The 20,077-nt window shown below is 65.1% G+C and carries 12 protein-coding genes and 1 other RNA gene; 9 read left to right on the top strand and 4 right to left on the bottom strand.

Annotated features, from left to right (window positions below):
• Positions 1 to 172 precede the first annotated feature (172 nt).
• From ACYOEI_RS16390 to ACYOEI_RS16360, 7 genes are all read left to right on the top strand, one after another.
• Entirely contained in the window at positions 173 to 1,162 is a 990-nt protein-coding gene (locus ACYOEI_RS16390) for a Gfo/Idh/MocA family protein (RefSeq protein ID WP_462850601.1), read from the top strand.
• Between the two features lie 204 nt (positions 1,163 to 1,366).
• Entirely contained in the window at positions 1,367 to 1,714 is a 348-nt protein-coding gene (locus tag ACYOEI_RS16385; protein ID WP_462850600.1) for a hypothetical protein, read from the top strand.
• A gap of 317 nt (positions 1,715 to 2,031) precedes the next feature.
• A complete protein-coding gene (locus tag ACYOEI_RS16380; RefSeq protein ID WP_462850599.1) occupies positions 2,032 to 2,469 on the top strand; it encodes a TPR end-of-group domain-containing protein in 438 nt (145 codons plus the stop codon).
• A 184-nt stretch (positions 2,470 to 2,653) separates the two neighbouring features.
• On the top strand, positions 2,654 to 3,484 hold the full coding sequence (locus ACYOEI_RS16375; RefSeq protein WP_462850598.1) for a purine-nucleoside phosphorylase: 831 nt from the start codon (positions 2,654 to 2,656) through the stop codon (positions 3,482 to 3,484).
• A gap of 171 nt (positions 3,485 to 3,655) precedes the next feature.
• On the top strand, positions 3,656 to 6,487 hold the full coding sequence (gene ileS, locus ACYOEI_RS16370; protein WP_462850597.1) for an isoleucine--tRNA ligase: 2,832 nt from the start codon (positions 3,656 to 3,658) through the stop codon (positions 6,485 to 6,487).
• Positions 6,488 to 6,689: 202 nt separating this feature from the next.
• Positions 6,690 to 7,835 carry an MraY family glycosyltransferase gene (locus ACYOEI_RS16365; protein ID WP_462850596.1) on the top strand — a complete coding sequence of 382 codons (1,146 nt, stop codon included), beginning with the start codon at positions 6,690 to 6,692 and terminating at the stop codon, positions 7,833 to 7,835.
• Positions 7,798 to 10,167, top strand: coding sequence for an O-antigen ligase family protein (locus ACYOEI_RS16360; protein ID WP_462850595.1), 2,370 nt, complete (start codon positions 7,798 to 7,800; stop codon positions 10,165 to 10,167). The genes ACYOEI_RS16365 and ACYOEI_RS16360 overlap by 38 nt, the downstream gene beginning before the upstream one ends.
• A gap of 203 nt (positions 10,168 to 10,370) precedes the next feature.
• Here ACYOEI_RS16360 and ACYOEI_RS16355 read toward each other — a convergent pair whose 3' ends face one another.
• The 4 genes from ACYOEI_RS16355 to ACYOEI_RS16340 form a co-directional block, all read right to left on the bottom strand.
• Entirely contained in the window at positions 10,371 to 11,741 is a 1,371-nt protein-coding gene (locus ACYOEI_RS16355; protein ID WP_462850594.1) for a c-type cytochrome, read from the bottom strand.
• A 300-nt stretch (positions 11,742 to 12,041) separates the two neighbouring features.
• Complete coding sequence (locus ACYOEI_RS16350; RefSeq protein WP_462850593.1) at positions 12,042 to 14,714, bottom strand: M16 family metallopeptidase; 2,673 nt, start codon at positions 14,712 to 14,714, stop codon at positions 12,042 to 12,044.
• Between the two features lie 488 nt (positions 14,715 to 15,202).
• A complete protein-coding gene (locus ACYOEI_RS16345; protein WP_462850592.1) occupies positions 15,203 to 15,523 on the bottom strand; it encodes a hypothetical protein in 321 nt (106 codons plus the stop codon).
• Positions 15,524 to 15,689: 166 nt separating this feature from the next.
• Entirely contained in the window at positions 15,690 to 17,450 is a 1,761-nt protein-coding gene (locus ACYOEI_RS16340; RefSeq protein ID WP_462850591.1) for a 30S ribosomal protein S1, read from the bottom strand.
• A 652-nt stretch (positions 17,451 to 18,102) separates the two neighbouring features.
• On the opposite strand from ACYOEI_RS16340, the gene ffs reads away from it, so the two are divergent.
• Positions 18,103 to 18,200: signal recognition particle sRNA small type (gene ffs / locus ACYOEI_RS16335), an RNA gene on the top strand.
• 112 nt (positions 18,201 to 18,312) lie between these two features.
• Complete coding sequence (gene dnaX, locus ACYOEI_RS16330; RefSeq protein WP_462850590.1) at positions 18,313 to 20,055, top strand: DNA polymerase III subunit gamma/tau; 1,743 nt, start codon at positions 18,313 to 18,315, stop codon at positions 20,053 to 20,055.
• Positions 20,056 to 20,077 lie beyond the last annotated feature (22 nt).

Genomic DNA, 20,077 nt, shown 5'->3' with positions numbered 1-20,077 from the left:
TGGGGTGACATTGAAGGCCGCGACCGTCCCCGCAACCATCTCCAGGATTCCGGAATTAGGGCTTGACCGGCCTGGATAATGTCTTGACGCGGGGAGGGGAGATTGCTGGGATGGTCGCTCGGGTTAGCATCTCTGGCGAAGAGATTCCGGGTCGGGAGAGGATCGAGTCGACATGGCAACCTCTGAGATCCGGATCGGGATCGTCGGCTGCGGATCCGCGGCACGCATCCATCTCGACCGACTGCTCGCGCTCGAGGGTGTCCGCATCGTCGGATGTGCCGATCCCGACTTCGCCGCAGCTCAGGGGCTGGCATCGAGGGCCCCGTCGCATAACGCCGAGGCCTTCGCCGATTATCGCGACCTCCTCAAGCAAGTGACCCCCGACGCCCTGGCGATCTTCACTCCTCACCTGGCGCACTATCGCCCGGCGATGGACGCGTTGCAGGCGGGTTGCCATCTATTCATTGAGAAGCCGCTCTCGACCAACGTCCAGGAAGCGTCCGACATCGTGGGCTTGGCCCGAGGCCGGGGACGCAAGGTCGGGGTGGGCCACCAGTATCGGCTCCGCCCGAGCCTGGTCGAGGCCCGCCGACGCCTTGCCGAAGGGGTTGTCGGGCCGGTTCGCCTGATCACCGCGGTGCTCGCCCAACCTTGGTTGGAGACACACCGAGGCTCGGAGAACTCCTGGCGCTTCGATCCCAAGGTCTCCGGCGGCGGGATCCTCGCGGACGCGGGCGATCATCTGATCGATGCGCTCCTCTGGAGTACCGGGCAGACGGCGGTCGAGGCGGCCGCGGTACAACATCGACTCGCTCCGGGGCTCGACTTGGTGACTGCGGCCGCCATTCAACTGGCGGACGGCACTCCCGTGAGCCTGGCGATTTCCGGGGTCTCGGGTGCCCACCTCTTCGAAGTCACCTATTTCGGCGAAAACGGACGGCTGCGAGTGACCGAGACATCGCTTTCCGAGGAAGTTGGGGGTGGCTCGGTGTCGAATATCTCGCTACCCGAGTCTTCGGAAAGCGTCGACGGGAATTTCGTGGCGGCCCTGACTCGGGAGGCCGCACTCTGCTGCCCCGCCGAAGAGGCGCTCGAGACGGTCCGCCTGCACGACGCGATCGCCCGATCCGCGGCGACTGGACAGCTCGTCCGCCTCGCCTGAGCGATGGGGGACTGCCTCGGCGTAAGTCCTTGCCGGAGAGTCACGATTCTCTTTGGGATGCTGCTTGACAACCGTGTCCGACCTTGACTACCTGTATGGCTCCGCGTCGGCGATCGAAGCGATCAGACTACCGGGCGGGCGGGCCATCCACTTCGCACAACGTCGGGGAAATCCCCGTTGACCCCTTGGCCTGAGGATCGACTCATGCTGGACCGTCTGGACATGCTGGCGACTCTTGACGAACCGACTCCCGGAGATATGCCCTGGGAGGAACGCCTTGCCCCTCCGTTGACCGCGCGGCATCCCGGCGAGGAAGAAGAAGACTTCGACGAGGAGATTGACGACGAGGAAGACGACCTCGACGATGACTTCGATGACGATGATGACGATCTCGACGACGACTTCGACGAGGAGGATGACCTCGACGACGAGATCGACGACGAGATCGATGACGAGATCGACGACCTCGACGCCGACGATGACGACGACCTCGACGACGATGACGACGATCTCGATGACGACGAGGAAGAAGAGGACCTCGACGATCTATGATCGTGAGAGTCTCGGCCCAGTCCATTCGCCGGCGCGAGACCCGGTCCCAGGAAAAGAGGAGGGCGACGCCATGTCGCTCTCCGTCGTTTCTGATGAATGAGCCGTCGCGATGCGAATGGCACGGCTGAAGTCCATTTCCCGTCCCTTCCTTGGGGGTGGGCGCGGGTTGCAGGATCGCCGAGGTCGGATTGGCGTTGAATCCTCGGAACTTCTGCTTGTTGGCCGACCTCGGTTCCGGCTATCTTGAGTCTTTTGCCAATCCCTGCGCTTGCCGTGAGGGACAGACTGGAGCCCGAGCCGGGAAGGGAGCTACTCCGATGGCCGCACATCAGGATCGTCCGGGTGAATCCTCATCCGAGGGCCCGGCTCCCGAAACGTCGACTCGTCGGCTTCGCGAACAGAGCCAACTCGACTTCGAGCTCGAATTCTTCGGCCGCGTCCTCGAACGTGACCCGTTCTATGCGGATGCGCTAAGGGTCCACGGGAACAACTTGGCGGCCAAGGGGTTCTACTCCCGGGCGCTCCAGGTCGACCGTCGTCTCGTCCGGCTCCTGCCCGAACGCGAGGTGGCCTGGTATAACCTCGCGTGCAGCTACGCGTTGATGGGGATGATCGATGCGGCGTTCTCGGCGCTTCAGAGGTCGCTCGACCTTGGGTACCGGCACCTGAATCATCTTCGCCGAGATCCTGATTTGAAATCCCTCCGCCACGACCCGCGCTTCCCCCGTTTGCTCCGCCGCCGCGCTTCGCAATGAGGCGGTCTGGTCGTCGTTTCCCTGGCGACAATCCCGGAGCGGAAGTTCTACGATTCGCCTTCCACCTCCTCCTCGAAGGAGGCTGGGGAGTTGTCTCGATCGGCCGTCCCGGCCTCAGGGTCGCAGGCACCCTGCCTCGACGTCATCCCTCTCATCTCGATTCGGCGAGCGACGAAGTTCGATCATGACATACCACGATTGGGACCAGGTACGGGAAGCGTCCGAGGCGGTCCGAGCACGTTGGAAGGGGAACGCTCGCGTCGGCTTGGTGCTCGGCACCGGGCTTGGGGCCCTGGCGGAAGAGATCGCGGCCGAAGCGGTCATCCCCTACCCCGACATTCCGCATTTCCCCCGGTCGACGGTCACCAGCCATCGAGGGCAGCTCGTCTGCGGGACCCTCGCCGGGCAGTCGGTCGTTGCCATGGAGGGGCGGTTCCACCTGTACGAGGGGTATACGGCAGCGCAGGTGACGTTCCCGATCCGGGTGATGAAGGAGTTGGGTTGCCAGTTCCTGGTCGTCTCGAATGCGGCGGGCGGGCTGAACCCGCTCTACGCGAAGGGCGACCTCATGGTCATCGATGACCACATCAACCTGCTCAACGCCAACCCGTTGATCGGCCCCAACGACGAGCGGCTCGGCGTCCGATTCCCGGACCTGAGCGAGCCGTACGATAGGAGCCTTCAACAACTCGCGATGCGCGTGGCCCTCGAAGAGAACATCGTCGCCCATCGCGGTGTCTACGTCGCGGTGACCGGGCCGAACCTCGAGACGAGGGCGGAGTATCGCTTCCTCAAGGCGATTGGCGCCGACGTGGTCGGGATGTCGACCATCCCCGAGGTCCTGGTCGCGGTCCATGCCGGCCTCCGTGTCCTCGGGTTCTCGATTGTGACGGACCTTTGCCTTCCCGATGCCCTGGTGCCGGTGAGTGTCGAGGAGATCATCGCCGTCGCACGCGAGGCCGAGGCGAAGCTCCGGACGATCGTCACCAAGGTCCTCGAACGCCTGGACGCCTGAGCGACCTATTTCACCGCGGAGGTACCGGGACACTCGAGTGGTCGTCGGGGTTCTTACGGTAACCTCAACCCGAGTCGAACCGGGGCGGTCGATGAACTTCGGGCCCGACCTATTCGCACATTCCCGGTCTCGGACCTCGTCCGACGGCCTCACTGTCAAGAAGCAACGGCCATGTCTACCAACGCGAAGCCCTATAAAGAGACGTTGAACTTACCGGTCACCCGCTTCGAGATGAAAGCGAACCTGACCGTCCGCGAGCCCAAGATCCAGGAACGTTGGCGGCAGGCCGACCTCTACGCGAAGATTCGCGAGGCCCGCGCGGGGAGGCCGCGAAAGGTCCTGCACGACGGTCCGCCGTATGCCAATGGCGAGATCCACATGGGGCACCTCCTCAACAAGGTGCTCAAGGATATCGTCGTCCGCTCCTTGACGATGCAAGGGTTCGACAGCCCCTACATCCCTGGCTGGGATTGCCACGGCCTTCCGATCGAGCACAAGGTCGTCAAGGATCTCGGTTCGAAGGCCGCGGCGATGGGCGTCGCCGAGATCCGCGCCTTGTGTCAGGCCGACGCCCTGAAGTGGGTCGATCTCCAGCGCACCCAGTTCCGCCGGCTCGGCGTCTCGGCCGACTGGGAGAACCCCTACCTCACCCTGGATCCTCGCTACGAGGCCGGCATCCTCGACGTCCTGGGCGACCTCCTCGAAGGGGGCTACGTCTTCCGGCAGCTCAAGCCGATCCACTGGTGCATGACCGACCGAACCGCGCTTGCGGAGGCCGAGCTCGAGTACCGGGACGAGACCTCGCCGAGCATCTACGTCAACTTCCCGGTCGTCTCCGGCGTGCCCGAGTCCTGGGGCCCCGGCCCCTGGCACGCGATGATCTGGACGACGACACCCTGGACCTTGCCCGCCAACGTCGCGATCGCCGCACACCCCGAGCTCAACTATGCGGGGATCCGCTACGTCGACCCGACCAGCGGCCAGGACGTCCACACCATCCTCGCCGTCGACCTCGTGGCCAAGGTCCTTGCCTTTCGAGGGATCACCGAGTTCGTCGAGCTGGGCCGTTGCAAGGGCAAAGACCTCGAGCACGCGCAGTACCACCACCCCTTCATCCAGCGTACGAGCCCGGTCGTGCTCGCCCAGTACGTAACCGTCGAGGACGGGACCGGCCTGGTCCACACCGCGCCCGGCCACGGCGGTGAGGACTATCAGACGGGCCGCGCCTATCAGCTCCCGACCCTGAGCCCGGTCGACGCCTCCGGACGGTTCACCGACGAGGCGCCGGCCTCGCTCGTGGGGAAGCCGGTCTTCGCCGCGAATCCGCTCGTCATCGCCATGCTCCGCGAGTCGGGGCATCTCTATCACGAGTTCAGCTTCTCGCACAGCTACCCTCACTGCTGGCGCTGCAAGAAGCCGGTGATCTTCCGGGCGACCGAGCAGTGGTTCATCGCCATCGACCACGACGACCTCAGGGGCCGGACGCTCAAGCAGATCGACTCCGTGCGCTGGCTCCCCGGATGGGGCAAGTCGCGGATCGACGCCATGATCACGCTCCGGCCCGACTGGTGCATCAGCCGGCAGCGCTCCTGGGGCGTCCCGATCCCGGCCCTCGGTTGCAATTCCTGCGACACGCAGCTCCTGACGACCGAGACGGTCCGCCACTTTCGCGACCTCTTCCGCAAGGAAGGGGCCGATGCCTGGTACACGAAGTCTGTTGCGGAGCTCCTCCCCCCCGGTGCGGCGTGCCCCAAGTGTGGCGGCTCCGACTTCCGCAAGGAAGGCGACATCCTCGACGTCTGGTTCGAGTCGGGGTCGAGCCACCGAGGCGTCCTCGCGCAAGGGTTCGAGCTCGGCTTCCCGGCGTTCATGTACCTGGAAGGCTCCGACCAGCATCGAGGCTGGTTCCAGTCGTCGATCCTCACGGCCGTCGGCAGTACGGGCCGCGCCCCGTTCGAGACGGTGCTGACGCACGGGTTTGTCGTCGACGACAAGGGCGAGAAGATGTCGAAGTCGGTCGGCAATACGATCTCGGCCGTCAAGGCGACCGAGCAGTATGGTGCCGACGTCCTGCGTCTGTATGTCTCCAGCATGGACTACGCCGACGACATCCGCATGAGCGAGCGCGGCATCAAGGAGATGTCGGAGGCGTATCGCAAGATCCGGAACACGTTCCGCTACCTCCTCGGGAATCTCGAGGACTACGCGAAGACCGACCACAGCCAAGTGCCGCCGGAGACCTTGCACGCGATCGACCGCTGGGCGCTTCAGGAGCTCAATCGGCTGATCCTCGACGTGAAGGCCGCGTACTCGAGCTTCGAGTTCTACCGGGTCTTCCAGCGGATCTATCAGTTCTGCTCGGTCGAGCTGTCGAGCTTCTACCTGGACGTCCTCAAGGATCGACTCTACGCCGAGGCCCCCGACGGCCCCGACCGTCGGGCCGCCCAGTTCGTGATGGCGAGGCTGCACACCGTCCTGACGAGGCTCCTGGCACCGATCATTCCGCACACGGCGGAGGAGCTCTGGGACCTCGTCCCCAACTCGGCGGGCAAGACGGAAAGCGTCCACCTGGCCGAGTGGCCCGAGCCCGATCCCGCCTGGAACAGCTCGGGTGGCCACGGCTCGCACGACTTTCACGTGTTGACCGCGATCCGGGCGGATATCCTCCGAGAGCTGGAAAAGCTCCGAGCCGCGAAGGTGATTGGGAGCAGCCAGGAGGCGTCGGTCCAGATTGGCAGCGAGGACCCTCGCAACCTTGCGACGCTCGAGTCCTCCAAGGGGCTCCTCGAGACCCTCTGCATCGTCTCCGAGGTCAACGTCGGCGGGGCACGCCCCGAAATGGCGGTGGACCTGCCCGAGCTGGCGGGCGTCTGGATCCACGCCCGGAAGTCGACCCACGGCAAGTGCGAGCGGTGTTGGAATCTTCGGCCGACCGTCGGTCGGAATGCCGACCACCCGACCTTGTGTGAACGCTGCGCCGGGGTCGTCTCGACGCCGGCCTGAGTCTTTCTCCCCAACCCCGGTCTTTTCTTAAAGACCGGGGTCCTGTGCCAATAGGCCCTGGAGAGTCATGTGGGGTGGGCGCCGTCCACCAGCCTTTCCCGGCGATGATCCGGGCCGTGCCCACCCTACGAAATCCTGTGGGAATTGACGTCGACATGTGTCGCCCTGCTCGCGTTGAGTCCCGGCCCCAAGGACGTTACTCATGACGTCCGGGGACGTTTTCCTGCTGGTCGTGGTGGGCCTCGGTTTGGTGGGGCTCGCCTTCGTCCTGAGCTCGTCCTTTTGCGCCTTGCTGCGTCGATGGGCTCCCCGGATCGGGCTCATCGACTCTCCCGGGGGCCACAAAGGTCACCGGACGCCGACGCCGCTCGGGGGCGGCCTGGCGATCTGGCTCGCGACCGTGGTGGTGATCGGGCTCGGATTCCTGGTGGCCGAACTCGGCCGCCCCGCGCTCCCGGAGATCCTCGCCAGGCATCTCGGAGGGATCCGAGGTCGAGCGCTGGAGCTCGTGCAGGTCCTCGCCCTGGCCACGGTCGTGATGTTCATGGGATTGATCGACGATCGGTTCGCACTCCCCTGGCGACTCCGCCTCGGGGTCCAGGTCGGGCTCGCGGCCCTCCTGGTGGTGTTCGGGGTCCACGTGACGCTCTTCTGGCCGTTCACGCACCCGGTCGTCGGCGGCTGCGTCACGGTGCTCTGGGTGGTCGGGCTGACCAACGCCTTCAACATGCTCGACAACATGGACGGCCTCGCCGCCGGCGTCGGTCTGATCGCCGCGCTCCTCTTCGCGGGGGCTCAGATCGCCGTTTCGAGCCTGTTCGTCCCCGCGGTGCTCCTGGTCTTGGTCGGGGCCCTGGGGGGATTCCTGGTCCACAACCGATACCCCGCTCGAATCTTCATGGGGGACGCCGGGAGCAACTTCCTGGGGTTCCTCCTCGGGGCGATGACGGTGGCGGGGACCTATTATCGATACGAGCCTGGCCATTCGCCCTGGAGCGTCCTGGCCCCCCTCCTGGTCATGGCGGTCCCGCTCTACGACACGACCTCGGTGATCGTGATCCGCCTCCGCGAGGGGCGGAGTCCGTTCCTGGGGGATCGCCGTCATTTCTCCCACCGGCTGGTCGAGCGCGGCTTGACTCCGCCGCAGGCGGTCCGGACGATTGATCTGGTGACCCTGGCGAGCGGGCTGGGGGCGCTCCTGCTCCATCAACTGGACGCGGTGGGGGCGTGCGTGGTCGCCGGGCAGTCGGCGTGCCTGCTAGGTGTGGTGGCCATCCTGGAAGTCTCGGCGAAACGACCGGAGCGAGTCCATGGCGAGGCGAAACACGGGCCCGACGGTCCTCCCTAACCCGAAGTCGACGTCGGGTCGGCCTTCGCCCGTTGACGGCGACGTCGAGTTCGCCGCCTGGCTTGGCGAGCGGGCCCGGAGGCTCTCCCTCGGCCTCGCGGCCGCGCTGATCACGACGCGTGCCTACTGGCCGGGCGAGCCCGACGTCAAGGCCGAGGCCGTGGCCGCACTGGGCTGGGACCTCGCGGTCCTGATCGCCGCCGGATTCGCGCTCGCCGCAGCCCTTATCGGCGGGACGTTTCGCCTCCGGTGGTCCAAGGCCGACGGGGCCATGATCGCGTTGATGCTGCTCGTCGGCCTCAGCTCGACCCAGGCCTACGACCGCCGGATCGCGATCAACCTGGCCTGGGATTGGGCCGCGATCGGGGTCATGTACCTGCTCGTCCGCAACCTGCCTCGGACATCGAGCGAGTCGACCGCACTGGCCGGGGCGCTCGTGGCCACCGCGGTCGCGGTGTCGGTGTACGGGCTCTATCAAGTCGGCGTCGAGTTCCCTCAGATGAGGGCCTTTTACGCCGCGAACAAGCTCCAAGTTCTGGAGAGCGCCGGGGTCGTGCCCGGGACCCCGAGTCAGGTCCTCTTTGAAAATCGGTTGATCGGCTCAAACGAGGTGATCTCGACGTTTGCACTCGCCAATTCGTTGGCGGGGTTCCTGGTCGTGCCCTTGGTCGTGATGCTGACGGTCGGCTGGGAAAACCTGTTGAGGCGAGAGGGGAAGGGTTCCCGGCTCGCGAGCCTGGCGATCGCGCTGGTCCCCGCGTTGATCGTGGCCGTCTGCCTCATGTTGACGAAGAGTCGGAGCTCCTGGATCGGGCTAGCTGTGGCCATTGCCATCCTCGCCATTCGCGAAAGTCGACGGGTCTCCGCCCGGGTCTTGCTCCTGGCCGGCTTCGGAGGGCTCGCGCTCCTGGCCTTGTTCATCGTCGGCGGCCTGGCGACCGGCCGGCTCGACCGCGAGGTCCTGACGCAATCCCCCATGTCGCTCCGCTACCGAGGCGAATACTGGGTCGGCGCCTGGCGGGTGATCACCGAGAACACGCAAGCCTTCTGGATGGGGCACGGCCCCGGAAACTTCACGGCGTCGTACCTCCGCTACAAGCTCCCGCAGGCGAGCGAAGAAATCTTCGACCCGCACAACCTGGTTCTCGAGGTCTGGGCGACGGCGGGCACGCTCGCGATGGTGGCTCTGGTCCTCGCGCTGGGGTTTGCTTTCGTCGATCTCTTCGGGCGTTCGAAAGAGTCCTCCGTTGCCGCCGAAGGTGATGCCGTGCGACCCTCGGGCCTTCCGGCTTCGGAGCCTCCCCGCCATGCGACCTGGCTCGTGGCGTCGGGGGCGGGCGGGCTGCTGATGGTGGTCATCCTCGGTCAGCTCAACCCGTTCATGGGCGACCTCTTCTCTCGCTGGTTGATCCTCGGGACCGCCTGGGTCGGGGCCCTCCTCTGCGGCATGTCGCTCTGGCGTCGGCTTCCCCTCCCGGCCATCGGCCTCGCGGCGGGGTCGGTGGCCATGGTCGTCAACCTCCTGGCAGCTGGCGGGATTGGGATCGGCCCGGTTGCTCTGATGCTGTGGGTCTCGGTCGCGCTCGGCCTGAATCTTCGAGAAGATCGCCCCTGCGGCCAGCTTCGCGACGTCGGGGGACGCCTTCCTGCCTTCGGCGTCTCGATGGTCTGGTCGGCGGTGATCGGATCCTACTTCGGGGCGATCTTCCCCGTCTGGGGGGCCAATCAGGAAATCGCCGACGCGGAGTCCGCGCTCCGCGCGCGACCGCCTCAATTCGAACGGGCGGAGAATGCCTACGTCCGCGCCTACACGCTCGATCGGTTCAGCTCGCGACCCTGGTTCGGTCTGGCGTTCTCGAAGTTCGAGGAGTGGCGTGCTCGCGGTTCCAAGGTCGACGATCGCCGATGGAAGGCGATCCCCGTCGCACTGGCCGATGCCGTAAAGGCGCCTCGCAACCCGAATTCCTGGGCACTCCACCACCAGCGTGCCCTCGTCATCCGAGATCTGCTGGCGAAGCTCGGACCGCAGCTCTCTGCCAAGGAAGTGCTGACCTATCGCAGCAACATCATCGCCGACACGCGACGTGCCTCGATCCTCTATCCCTCCAACGCCACGCTCCACGCCGAGCTCTCACAGGCCAGCGCCGAGATCGGGATGATGGGCGACGCCGTGACCGAGGCGAAGGAAGCCTTGAGGCTGGACAAGCTCTTGGCCGCCCACCGAGACAAGCGGTTGAGCCCGGCCTTGCGGAAATTCCTCGAGGATCAACTCCCGAAATGGGAGAAAGACGCTCGGGGCGCGATTTCGGCGGGCGCACTGCCCAAGTCCTGATCACAAGGAGCCCGGAAACCACCTCGGGCCACCAAAGACTTGGGAACCGGGCTGTCACACCGGGCGTCTTCCCCTCCCTCGACCAGAAGACGTGCGTCTGGCTCGTGAGGACGGGGACTTATGTGACCGGCCGCAAACCCGGATTGCCGCGAGATTCAATCATCAATGGTCAGTAGAAGTGATTGAGGAAGTGCCGAAGTCGATCATCGCGACCTCGGTCGTCGGTATCGCCTTGGCCTTCGATTTCGTCCTCGGCCTGACCGGGCCCGGTTGGCGAGCGGAGAACGGCTCGCGGGTCGGTCTCGATAGAAATCGATGAAACCGATCATCATTTCGTCGAACGTTTGCTCGCCCCAGATGACCGTCTGCTTGGGATCGGGGTTGTCGGGATTCTTGGCCGAGTTGTCGAAGAGCGCGAGGCAGTCGATCCGGGTCCCCTTGGGCATCGAACTTGGGTCGGCGAGTCGGTATACGCTCTGCCAGCCGAAGCTGAATTGCGGCACCGAGAGGAGCACCTCCGAGCGGCCGTCGGGGTAGGTTGCGCGAAAGCGGAAGCTCTTCCCGCGGAGGTGCATGTGGGGGGTGAGGCTGATCATATGGGAGTCGTGCCGGAACTGGTATTGCGAGCGGACCGGGAAATCCTCGGCGTAGGGAGGGATCCGAAGCTTTTCCTGGGAGATCCCCTGAGTCACGGCCTCGTGCTCGACGGGAGACTTGGCGAAGACCAGGCCCACCGAGGATCGGTCGTGCTGGACCGTGCCGACCGGTGTGTAGTGGACCGCGAAAATGAGGTCGGCACCGGCCGGAATTCGCTTCGCGGTGCCCGGCTCGTAGATCGCGGGCAAGTCGCCGGGAGCGTATCCGACGAGGTAGGGTTGGTGCCCGTGATGCTTGGTCTCGCGCTTCTCGGTGTCGATCCGGACGATGAAGTGGTGGACGACCTCCCGATTGCCGGGATGCGCCTCGATCGCCTGGACCCACTTGTCCTCGGTGAAATGGGTGGGGACGCGGAAGTACTGGTAGGGGATGATCCCCTGGGCCGGGACGGTGAAGCCCTCGGACATCTCGAAGATGACGTCGGGAGATCCGATGCTCCAATCCTTCGGAAATTCTCGAGCCGGGGGGATTGTCTTCGGGTCGCCGAGCGGCGTCCCCTGATCGATCCAGGTCAAGATCTTGGCCCGCTCGAGCGCGCTCAGGCTCCGGTCGTTCTGGAAATGCCCGAATCGAGGGTCGGCGTGCCACGGAGGCATCCGTCGACGGTCGACGACTTCTCGGATCATCGCCGCGTGCCCCTGGGCTTCGTCATAGGACAGGAGCGAGAAGGGGGCGACCTGATCGGGACGGTGGCACGACTGGCATTTGGCCTGGAAGATCGCCGCGATGTCCGAGGCGTACGTGACCCGTCCGACCTTGATCGGCGTCTCGACCACCGTCGGCATCGGTTCGAATCGGTCATCGACCCGAGCGGCAGTGACGGCCGAGCCCTTCGCCCAGGGCCGCACGCCCCATTGGGCCGCGACGGTCAGGGACGCGAGGAAGCACCCGGCAAGGACGAGTCTTACGACATGCACCAACGATCGCCGAAGTGCGGTCAGCCCGACTCGACCTCGAACTTCTCGGTGTGAGAATCGGCGCATCGTAGTGAAAGATCCTCGGGCCTGTCACCTTCTCCCGACGCCAACGCGACGGGCGCTCGGCCCGGATCTGTAACAGAGATACCCCGAGGCGCAAAGGGCGAATATCCCGCGTCAAACATCTTAATTGACTAGGAGATGTGCGGGCGCCCCGGAATTCGAGAAGGGAATTGGCCCGGTCCAATGAGTCGCACTTGGTTATTGTAAGGGTGGTATTGTGTTGATTTTTTGGGGGGGTCAGGCGCATTCGGCGCTCGGACGCTGTCCCCTCCTATGGACCGGGCCGAATTCGACGCGAGTCAGGGCCGTAGGGTCGAGGTGGGCTCTGGCCGCCTGTCGGACCTGTCGAGGGGTGACATGTGCGATCCGCTCGGGCCAATGGATCGGCTCGTCGAGGGGGAGGCCCCACCGCTCGAGCTCGAGGAGCCGTTCGGCGCGCTGGTCGACCGTCTGGTAGTCGAACACCCAGGCCCCGGCGAGATATCGACGAGCACGGTCGACCTCCTCGTCGGAGAAGGCTCCGGAGTGCATCGCCCGGACCTGCTCGACGATCGCGGCGACGACCCGGTCGGTCTCTTCCGGCATCGTCCCGATGTAGATCCGGAAGAGCCCAGGGAGGATGTCGGCCGAGTCGGTGATCCCACCCCCGACCGAATAGGCGAGGCCGAGCTCGTCGCGGAGGATTCGACTGAGACGGTCGGTGAAGCCCGGGCCGCTCCCGAGGATGTGGTCCATGATCGCGAGGGCATCGAAGTCGGGATGGTTGCGAGAGATCCCGAGGTGGCCGATCACGATATGGACCTGCTCACCGGGATGGGCCACGCGACGCACCCGAGGCCGGGTCGATCGACTCGGCAGAGAGGCGCTCGGCGGTGTCCTGCCGCCGGCCGGCCACGTCTGGAAATGTGTCCGGATGAGCGACTGGAGCTTCCTCGTATCGTAGTCCCCGACGGCGACCAGGAAGGCGTTATCGGCCGCGAAAAGCCGACGGTGGTGGGCCTCGACGTCCTCGATCCCGAGTCGGGCAATCTCCCGGCTCGTCCCTCGGGGATCCCGGGCGTAGGGATGCTCTCCGTAGACGAGTCCGCGGAACAAGAGGTCGGCGCGAAAGGCGGGATCGTCCCGGTCCCCCTGGAGGTCGGCGATGATCCGTCCCTTCGTCCAGGCGAGGGCGTCCTCAGGGAAGCTCGGCCGCCGGATCACGTCGGCCAGGAGCTCGATCGCGAGGGGTAAGTCCTCGGCGCGGACGCGGAGCGAGGCCCCGGTCGCACCGACTTCGAGCGACCCGCCGACGTCCTCGATCGCCTCGGCCAACTCGTCCGCCGATCGAGTCGTCGTCCCCTCCTCGAGCATCCGGCCAGTCAGGTGGGCCAGCCCAGGCTTCTCCTCATGGAGGAGGCCCGAGTCGACATACAGTTCCAGGGCCACGACCCCGGTGCCGGGCCTTCGTTCGCTGACGACTCGGAGTCCGTTGGGGAGTGCCGAGCGTTTCGGATGATAGTCGGTCAGCTTGGAGCCCGTCGAAGGGACGGCCAGGCCGAGGGGACGCTCGATGCTCGAGGGCGCGGAGAGCCGAGGGGGACGAGGCACCGCCTCGGCGGGCATCAGGACGGCTACGGTGCGATCGGGCCTGGGGAGCGACCAGCCGACGGTGAGATTCGCCTCGGTTAAATAGGTCGAGGCCACTCGGCGGACGTCGTCCGGGTCGACGATCAGGGCGGCGCGGTGCTCATTTTGCCAGGCTCGCCAATCGTCCCAGAGGGCGAAATTCCCGAGGCCTGCGGCGAGTCCCGCCAGGTCTTCCTGCTCCCATCGCCAGGCGGCTTCGAGCCGGTTCCTCGAGCGTGTCAGCTCCTCGGCGGTCGGCCCTTCCTCGGCGATTCGACCGATGATCTCGGCGATGGCCTCCTCGATCTGCCTCGACTCGATGTCGGAGGTCGCTTCGACCTGGAGCAAGAACTGGCCGGCCCATCGCGAGTGATCCTGCGCGGTCTCGATCCACGTCGCGAGTTTTCGGTCCTCGACCATCTCGTCCCAGAGCCTGGAGCGTCGGCCGCAGGTGAGCAGATCCGAGAGGACGTCGAGCGCCGGGCCGTCGGGGTGGCCTCGGGGGACGCTGTGCCACCCGAAGAGTCCCCGAGCGGCCGATTCGGAATCGACGAGGGTGAAGTCGCGCCTACCCAACTGCCTGGGTTCGATGAGTGAGAGCCCGGACCGTTCGGACTCGCCTCGCGCCAGACCTCCGAAGTGCGCCTCGATCGCGTCGAGAGCCCGATCGGGGTCGATGTCGCCGACGACGACCATGACCGCACCGTCGGGTCGGTAGTGCTGGCGATAAAAGGACTTCAGGTCGTCGACGTCGATTCGCGAGAGGTCGTCGGGCCAACCCAGAATCGGGTTTCGGTACGGGTGGCGCAAGTAGGCCAGGGCGAGGTGATTCTGATCGAGCCGGCCGATCGGGGAGTCGAGGTCTCGGGCCCTCTCCTCGATGATCACGTGACGCTCGGCTTCCACCTCGCGAGGGTCGAAGGAGGCGCCTCGCATCCGATCGGCCTCGACGGCCAGCGCGAGCTCCCAGCGGTCAGAGGGGAAGGCGAACCAGTAGTGGGTGCAGTCCTCGCCGGTCTCTGCGTTCGACTGCCCCGCCGCGACGAAGGCCAGACGGTCGATCTGCCCTTTGGGGAAGCGTTCGGTGCCCTTGAACAGCATGTGTTCGACGAAGTGGGCGAGTCCGGACTTTCCCGACGGCTCATCGACGGAACCGACGGGATAGTAAAGGTCGCAGACGACGACCGGGGCATGCGTTCTTGGCAGGGCCAGGGCTTTGAAGCCATTGGCCAAGGTCCGTTCGAAGACCGGAAGGTCCCCCACCCAGGCCGGCAGCGGGCGGGCGGTCTTGCGTCGGGCCATGGCTGCCCCTTTCTCGTGGCAGAGGTGACGGCGGAGGACGCCCGGTCCCGTTTCGGCAATCCCGGGGCATGCTTAAGGGGGAGGAACAGGAGCCGACGATGGAGAACCCGAGGTCTCTGGGCGTGGCGTCCGGAACGACTCGGGACGGGTATTCGAAGGAGACCCGTCGCCGCCCCTCCTTCCATAATTATCGTCACGAACTCGGCTGGGGATCGCAAGATGTCTACGACGCCGATCCTGCAGGCCCGGAGTTGGTTCCGACTTCCCGAGAAGATCCACGCGAGCGAGCTCCCGCCGAGTGACCTTAGGGCGATCACCGTACGGAGTGGCCTCTGTCCGATCCAAGCCCGAAGCGCAAGCGAGTGAAATCTCTTCGATTTCTCACGTTGAGATTCACTCGCTTGCGCTTCGGACTTGAAAAGAGCCGTTCCCCGAGGGCCATCGAGTGGAACCCAAGGCACAAGCCCTTTACTCCCCGACGCATCCGTTCATGAACCCGCCCGAGGAACCCCGCCCAGCTCCAGTCCCTCGTAGGCGTTGAGGACTTCCTGGACGGCGACGCCGAACGCTCGGATCGACGTGCCTAGAGGCAGGAGGTCTTTGTATCGCTGAAAATCGGCCCGAGCGTCGTCCCACTCGGAGAAGATCAGGGCATAGTCGGACAAGTAGTAAAGCGATGCGATCGGGCCGGTATACCAGAGGGACGGCTCGTTGAGGGCCTCCGCGTCGTCGAGCGTCGGAATCTTTCCATCCGGGGTCACGACGGCGAAGAAGTCGAACCGACCGTCAATGTCTCCGAAGTCGGCCATCGTAGCACCTCCCGGTTGGGGTCACGTATTCGCGTTGAAAGGGTGGAGACTCGAAGGTCTCCACCCTCATTCTGCCTCATGAGAGGGATGAGGCGGCTCATCCCTCTTCTACGAGATTCCCGAGGCGGGCGGTGCTAGACGCGGGAACAGGACGAGCGGGCGGAGGTCAATCCTCAACCTCGTCGGACTCCGACGGTTCGGCGACCGGATTGAGGCTGAACAACGGGCCACTCGCACCGACGCCACCCTTCAAACCGGTGGGTTCGACGCGAGGGGCTGCCGGGGCGCTAGGCTCGGCATCCCGCGTTTCCACCTGCGGTTCGTGGAGCTGTCTCCGCGACAGGCCGATCTTGCGCTCGTCCCGATCGACGCGGAGGACCTTCACTTCAACCACTTCGCCGAGCTTCAGGACATCTTCCGGCCTGTCCACCTTATGGTCGGACAACTCGGAGATGTGCAACAGCCCTTCCAGCCCGGGTTCGAGCTCGACGAAGACGCCGAAGTTCGTCAGCTTCGTCACGGCCCCCGAGACGACGTTACCAGCTCCGTACCGCGACGGGATGTCTTCTTCCCAGGGATCCTGACGCAGTTGCTTCAGGCCCAGGGCGATGCGCTTCCGCTCCCGGTCGACGCTCAGGACCTGGCACGAGACGGCCTGGCCCTTCTCCAGGAGTTCGTTCGGATGACCGATCTTCCGGGTCCAGCTCATGTCGGAGACGTGGAGGAGTCCATCGATCCCCTCCTCGATCTCGACGAAGGCCCCGTAGTTGGTCAGGCTGCGGACGATCCCCTCGACGGTGGTACCGGGCGGGTACTTCTCCACGACCTGGTCCCAAGGGTCGGCCTGGGTCTGCTTGATCCCTAGGCTGATTTCCCGCTTCTGCTCGTTGATGTTGAGGACGACCACCTCGACCTGATCGCCGACTTGCACGACCTCGCTGGGGTGGCCGACCCGCTTGGTCCAGCTCATCTCGGAGATGTGCACCAGGCCTTCGACGCCGGGTTCCAGCTTCACGAAGGCGCCATAGCTCATCACGTTGACGACTTCGCCGGTGATCCGGGCTCCGGCGGGATACTTCTCCGCGACCTGTTCCCAGGGGTTGGAGGTCAGTTGCTTGAGGCCGAGGGCGACCTTGCCACGCTCCTTGTCGACATTCAGGACCATGACCTCGATCTGGTCGTCGACGCTCAAGCGCACGCTCGGGTGCTTCAGCCGCTCCCAGCTCATGTCCGTGATATGGAGCAGGCCGTCCATGCCGCCGAGGTCGACGAACGCGCCGAAATCGGCGAGATTCTTGACCGTGCCGGTGCGGACCTGCCCGACGGCGATCTCCGAGAGGAGCTTCTCCCGCATGGCAACGCGCTCGGTCTCGATCAGCGAGCGTCGAGACAGCACGATGTTGAGACGGTTCTCGTCGATCGACAGGACGAGGCAACGGACCTCGCGGCCGAGGTAGTCGGCGATGTCGGGCGGGCGTCGGATGTCGACCTGACTAGCCGGCAGGAACGCCGAGTAGCCGACGTCGACCAAGAGGCCGCCCTTGATCTTGCGGGTCACCTTGCCCGTGACGACATCGCCCTCGTGGTACTGGGACGTGAAACGATCCCAGGCGCGGATACGGCGGGCCTTGTAGCGTGAGAGGACGACCTCGCCGGTCTCGTCGTCCATGCCTTCCAGCAGGACCTCGACCTCGTCGCCAGGGGAGGGAGCCGCTTCTTCGTCTCCCCATTCGGCGAGCCGGACGAGGCCCTCGGATTTGTAGCCGACATCGACGACAACCTGATCACCGATGACTTCGACGACCCTGCCGGGGACAATACCGCCGGCGACGACGCCCGGGCTGGCGCCGAGGAGTAGGCTCATGTCGTACTCCTCGCCTTCCAAGTCGGGGACGTCCAGTTCGCGCAGCAGGTTTCGATCGACCATGTTAGTTTGCTCTTTCGCTCCGTTTTAGGCCTACCACTCCGGACCGCATCAGCCGCAAGCGCCGTCGGCACGTGCCCCACTCTCGTCGAGGAGGTTGGGTGCGAGAAGGGCTCACCCGTTTCCAGCAGGGGGTGGGGTTGAAACGATCAGAGGATCCTACCACAAGAGACGGGTCGACCGACAGATCGGATGAGCGAGGGGATTGTCATCCCCGAATTTGCCCGTGACTAGATGGATCGTCCGGGACGTTTCCGCCCGATGCGAGCGTGATCTCGCTGGTTTGCCTCGACTTGGTACGAGCCCTGGAAAGGGGCTTGATAATCGGCTCGAACGGGAGAATTTCCGCTGATTCTCGACTTTCTTTACGTGTCGGGTGAGGACGCAGATCCGTCCTCATCCGTGCGGCCTCACGTTCACGAGCCCAAAACTCGGGCGCGAATGGCGAGCCCCTCCTGAGTTCTCATGCCTGCCTTCGCAAGCCGGTCCGGAAAGGGGACGTCAAAATTTTGTCGTCCCTGTCGATGCTTGCGGACCGCCGGCTCGTTCGGACGATCTTCCCTCGATCTTGGTCTTGCGTGAGGGCACGTGATCCCTGACAATGCCTCCTTCGCCGTGTCCGTCGTCCTGAGAAGGGCGGGGGACCGGGTGAGCCGGGGGGGACCCGGGCAATGGGGGCTTGCGAACCTGGTCAGGGCGGGAACGCAGCAGCCATAAGCATCGCCTTCATGTGCCCGGGAGCACCTCCCCGGCTCTCCCAGTCCCCTGCTTCGACATCGCATCCTCTTCAAGGACATGACGACCCGGATGACGGGTCTCCCTCCGGGGCCCTTCCTCTCCCCAAAGGCCCGATGGAGCGTGCCGCGTGGCCACAGAGCCGGTGTCCCTGCCTGCCGACCCGTCGGGCTACACGGTCGTCGCTCGCCGCTATCGTCCCCAGCGGTTCGAGGATGTCGTCGGGCAAGACCATGTCGTCCAGGCGCTTCGGAACGCCATCCGGCTCCATCGCGTGACGCACGCCTATCTCTTCTCGGGGACCCGGGGGGTTGGCAAGACGTCGATCGCCCGGATCTTCGCCAAGTGCCTGAATTGCGTGAAGGGGCCTACCGACGAGCCCTGCTTGAAATGTGATATCTGCCAGGCGATCGCCGTCGGGCAGGACGTCGACGTGATCGAGATCGACGGGGCCAGCAATAACGGTGTCGACGCCGTGCGCGAGCTCCGCCAGAACGCAGGGCTTCGTCCCAGCCGTTCGCGGTTCAAGATCTACTACATCGACGAAGTCCATATGCTCTCAACCGGCGCCTTCAATGCCCTGCTGAAGACGCTGGAAGAACCCCCCGAACACGTCAAGTTCTTCTTCGCGACGACCGAACCGAACAAAATCCCGGTCACCGTCCTCTCGCGTTGCCAGCGATACGACTTCGCCGGCATCGTCCCCGAGCAGATCGTCGCGACGCTCTCCGAGATCTGCACACGCGAAGGGATCGAAGCCGAACCCGAAGCATTGCGGACCGTGGCCAGGCGCGCCGGAGGCTCGCTGCGCGACGCGCAATCGCTCCTGGAACAACTGCTTTCGTCGGCGGGCGAGCGTTTGACGGTCGAAACCGTCCACACGCTCCTCGGGACCGCGAGCGACGAACGATTGCTCGACCTCATCGACTGCCTGGCCGACCACGACGCCGGCGGGGCGCTGACGCTTTTGGACAATGCGGCCGGGGAAGGGGTCCAGCCGACCGACCTATTGAACGGCGTCCTCGAGTTCCTCCGCGACGTCATGGTCGTCTCCGCAGGCGCCGAAGCCGCGGTTTTGACGGCCACCGCGCGGCAGGTTCCGAGGCTGAAGGCGGTCGTCGATCGCTGGTCGATCGACTCGATCCTCGCGGCCCTCCAGATTTTCGACGCCGCCCGGAGCAAGCTCCGGGGCAGTCCCAACGGTCGGCTCGTCGTCGAACTCGCGCTCGTGCGAACGGCTCGTCTCGAGAACCTCCGGGAGCTCTCCGAGGTGATCAGCCGATTGGCCGCGCTCGAGTCGGGTTCACCCTTGCCATCGGCCCCTCCTGCCGAAAAAAAAAAGTTAGCTGAACCCGAGTCACCTCATCCCTCCCCTGCTCCGCCCGAACCTGGGGTCGAGGCAAAGTCGGCACCCATCGAGCCGAAGCCCACAACGACCGAGCCGAAGTCCAACCTCAACCCCGCTCCGCTGGAACTCGAAGAGGTCCGGAAGGTGTGGCCCGGCCTTGCGCAGCTTGGCTTAAGATACTGGAAGGGACTGAGTCTCGTCCTCCCATCTGCAATTTTGGGGCCAAATATTTTAGCCATCGGCCTCGGGCCGCGATACAATTGGGTGGCCGAGGAATACGGGGTGCCGGAGGCGCGAGAGAAGATCGAGCAAACGCTCGGTCAACTCCTGGGCCGGCCAGTTCGGATCCAATTCGAGCGTTCTTCTGAGGATTCCCATCCTGGTGCGACCCCCGAACCCGTGGCCCCCGTTCGCCGCGATGGGTTGGCGGACGATCCCATGATCCAGAAGGTCGTCGAACTCTTCGAGGCACGCCCCGTGCATTTGGAAGCCGAGGAGGATCTCTCCCGATCTTCCAGCTCCTGAGGGTCGGGTCACTCCGGCGCTC

The sequence above is a fragment of the Singulisphaera rosea genome, from assembly GCF_054877945.1.
The sequence above is the reverse complement of the archived record's forward strand: the minus strand, read 5'-3'. Positions and strand labels throughout refer to the sequence as shown.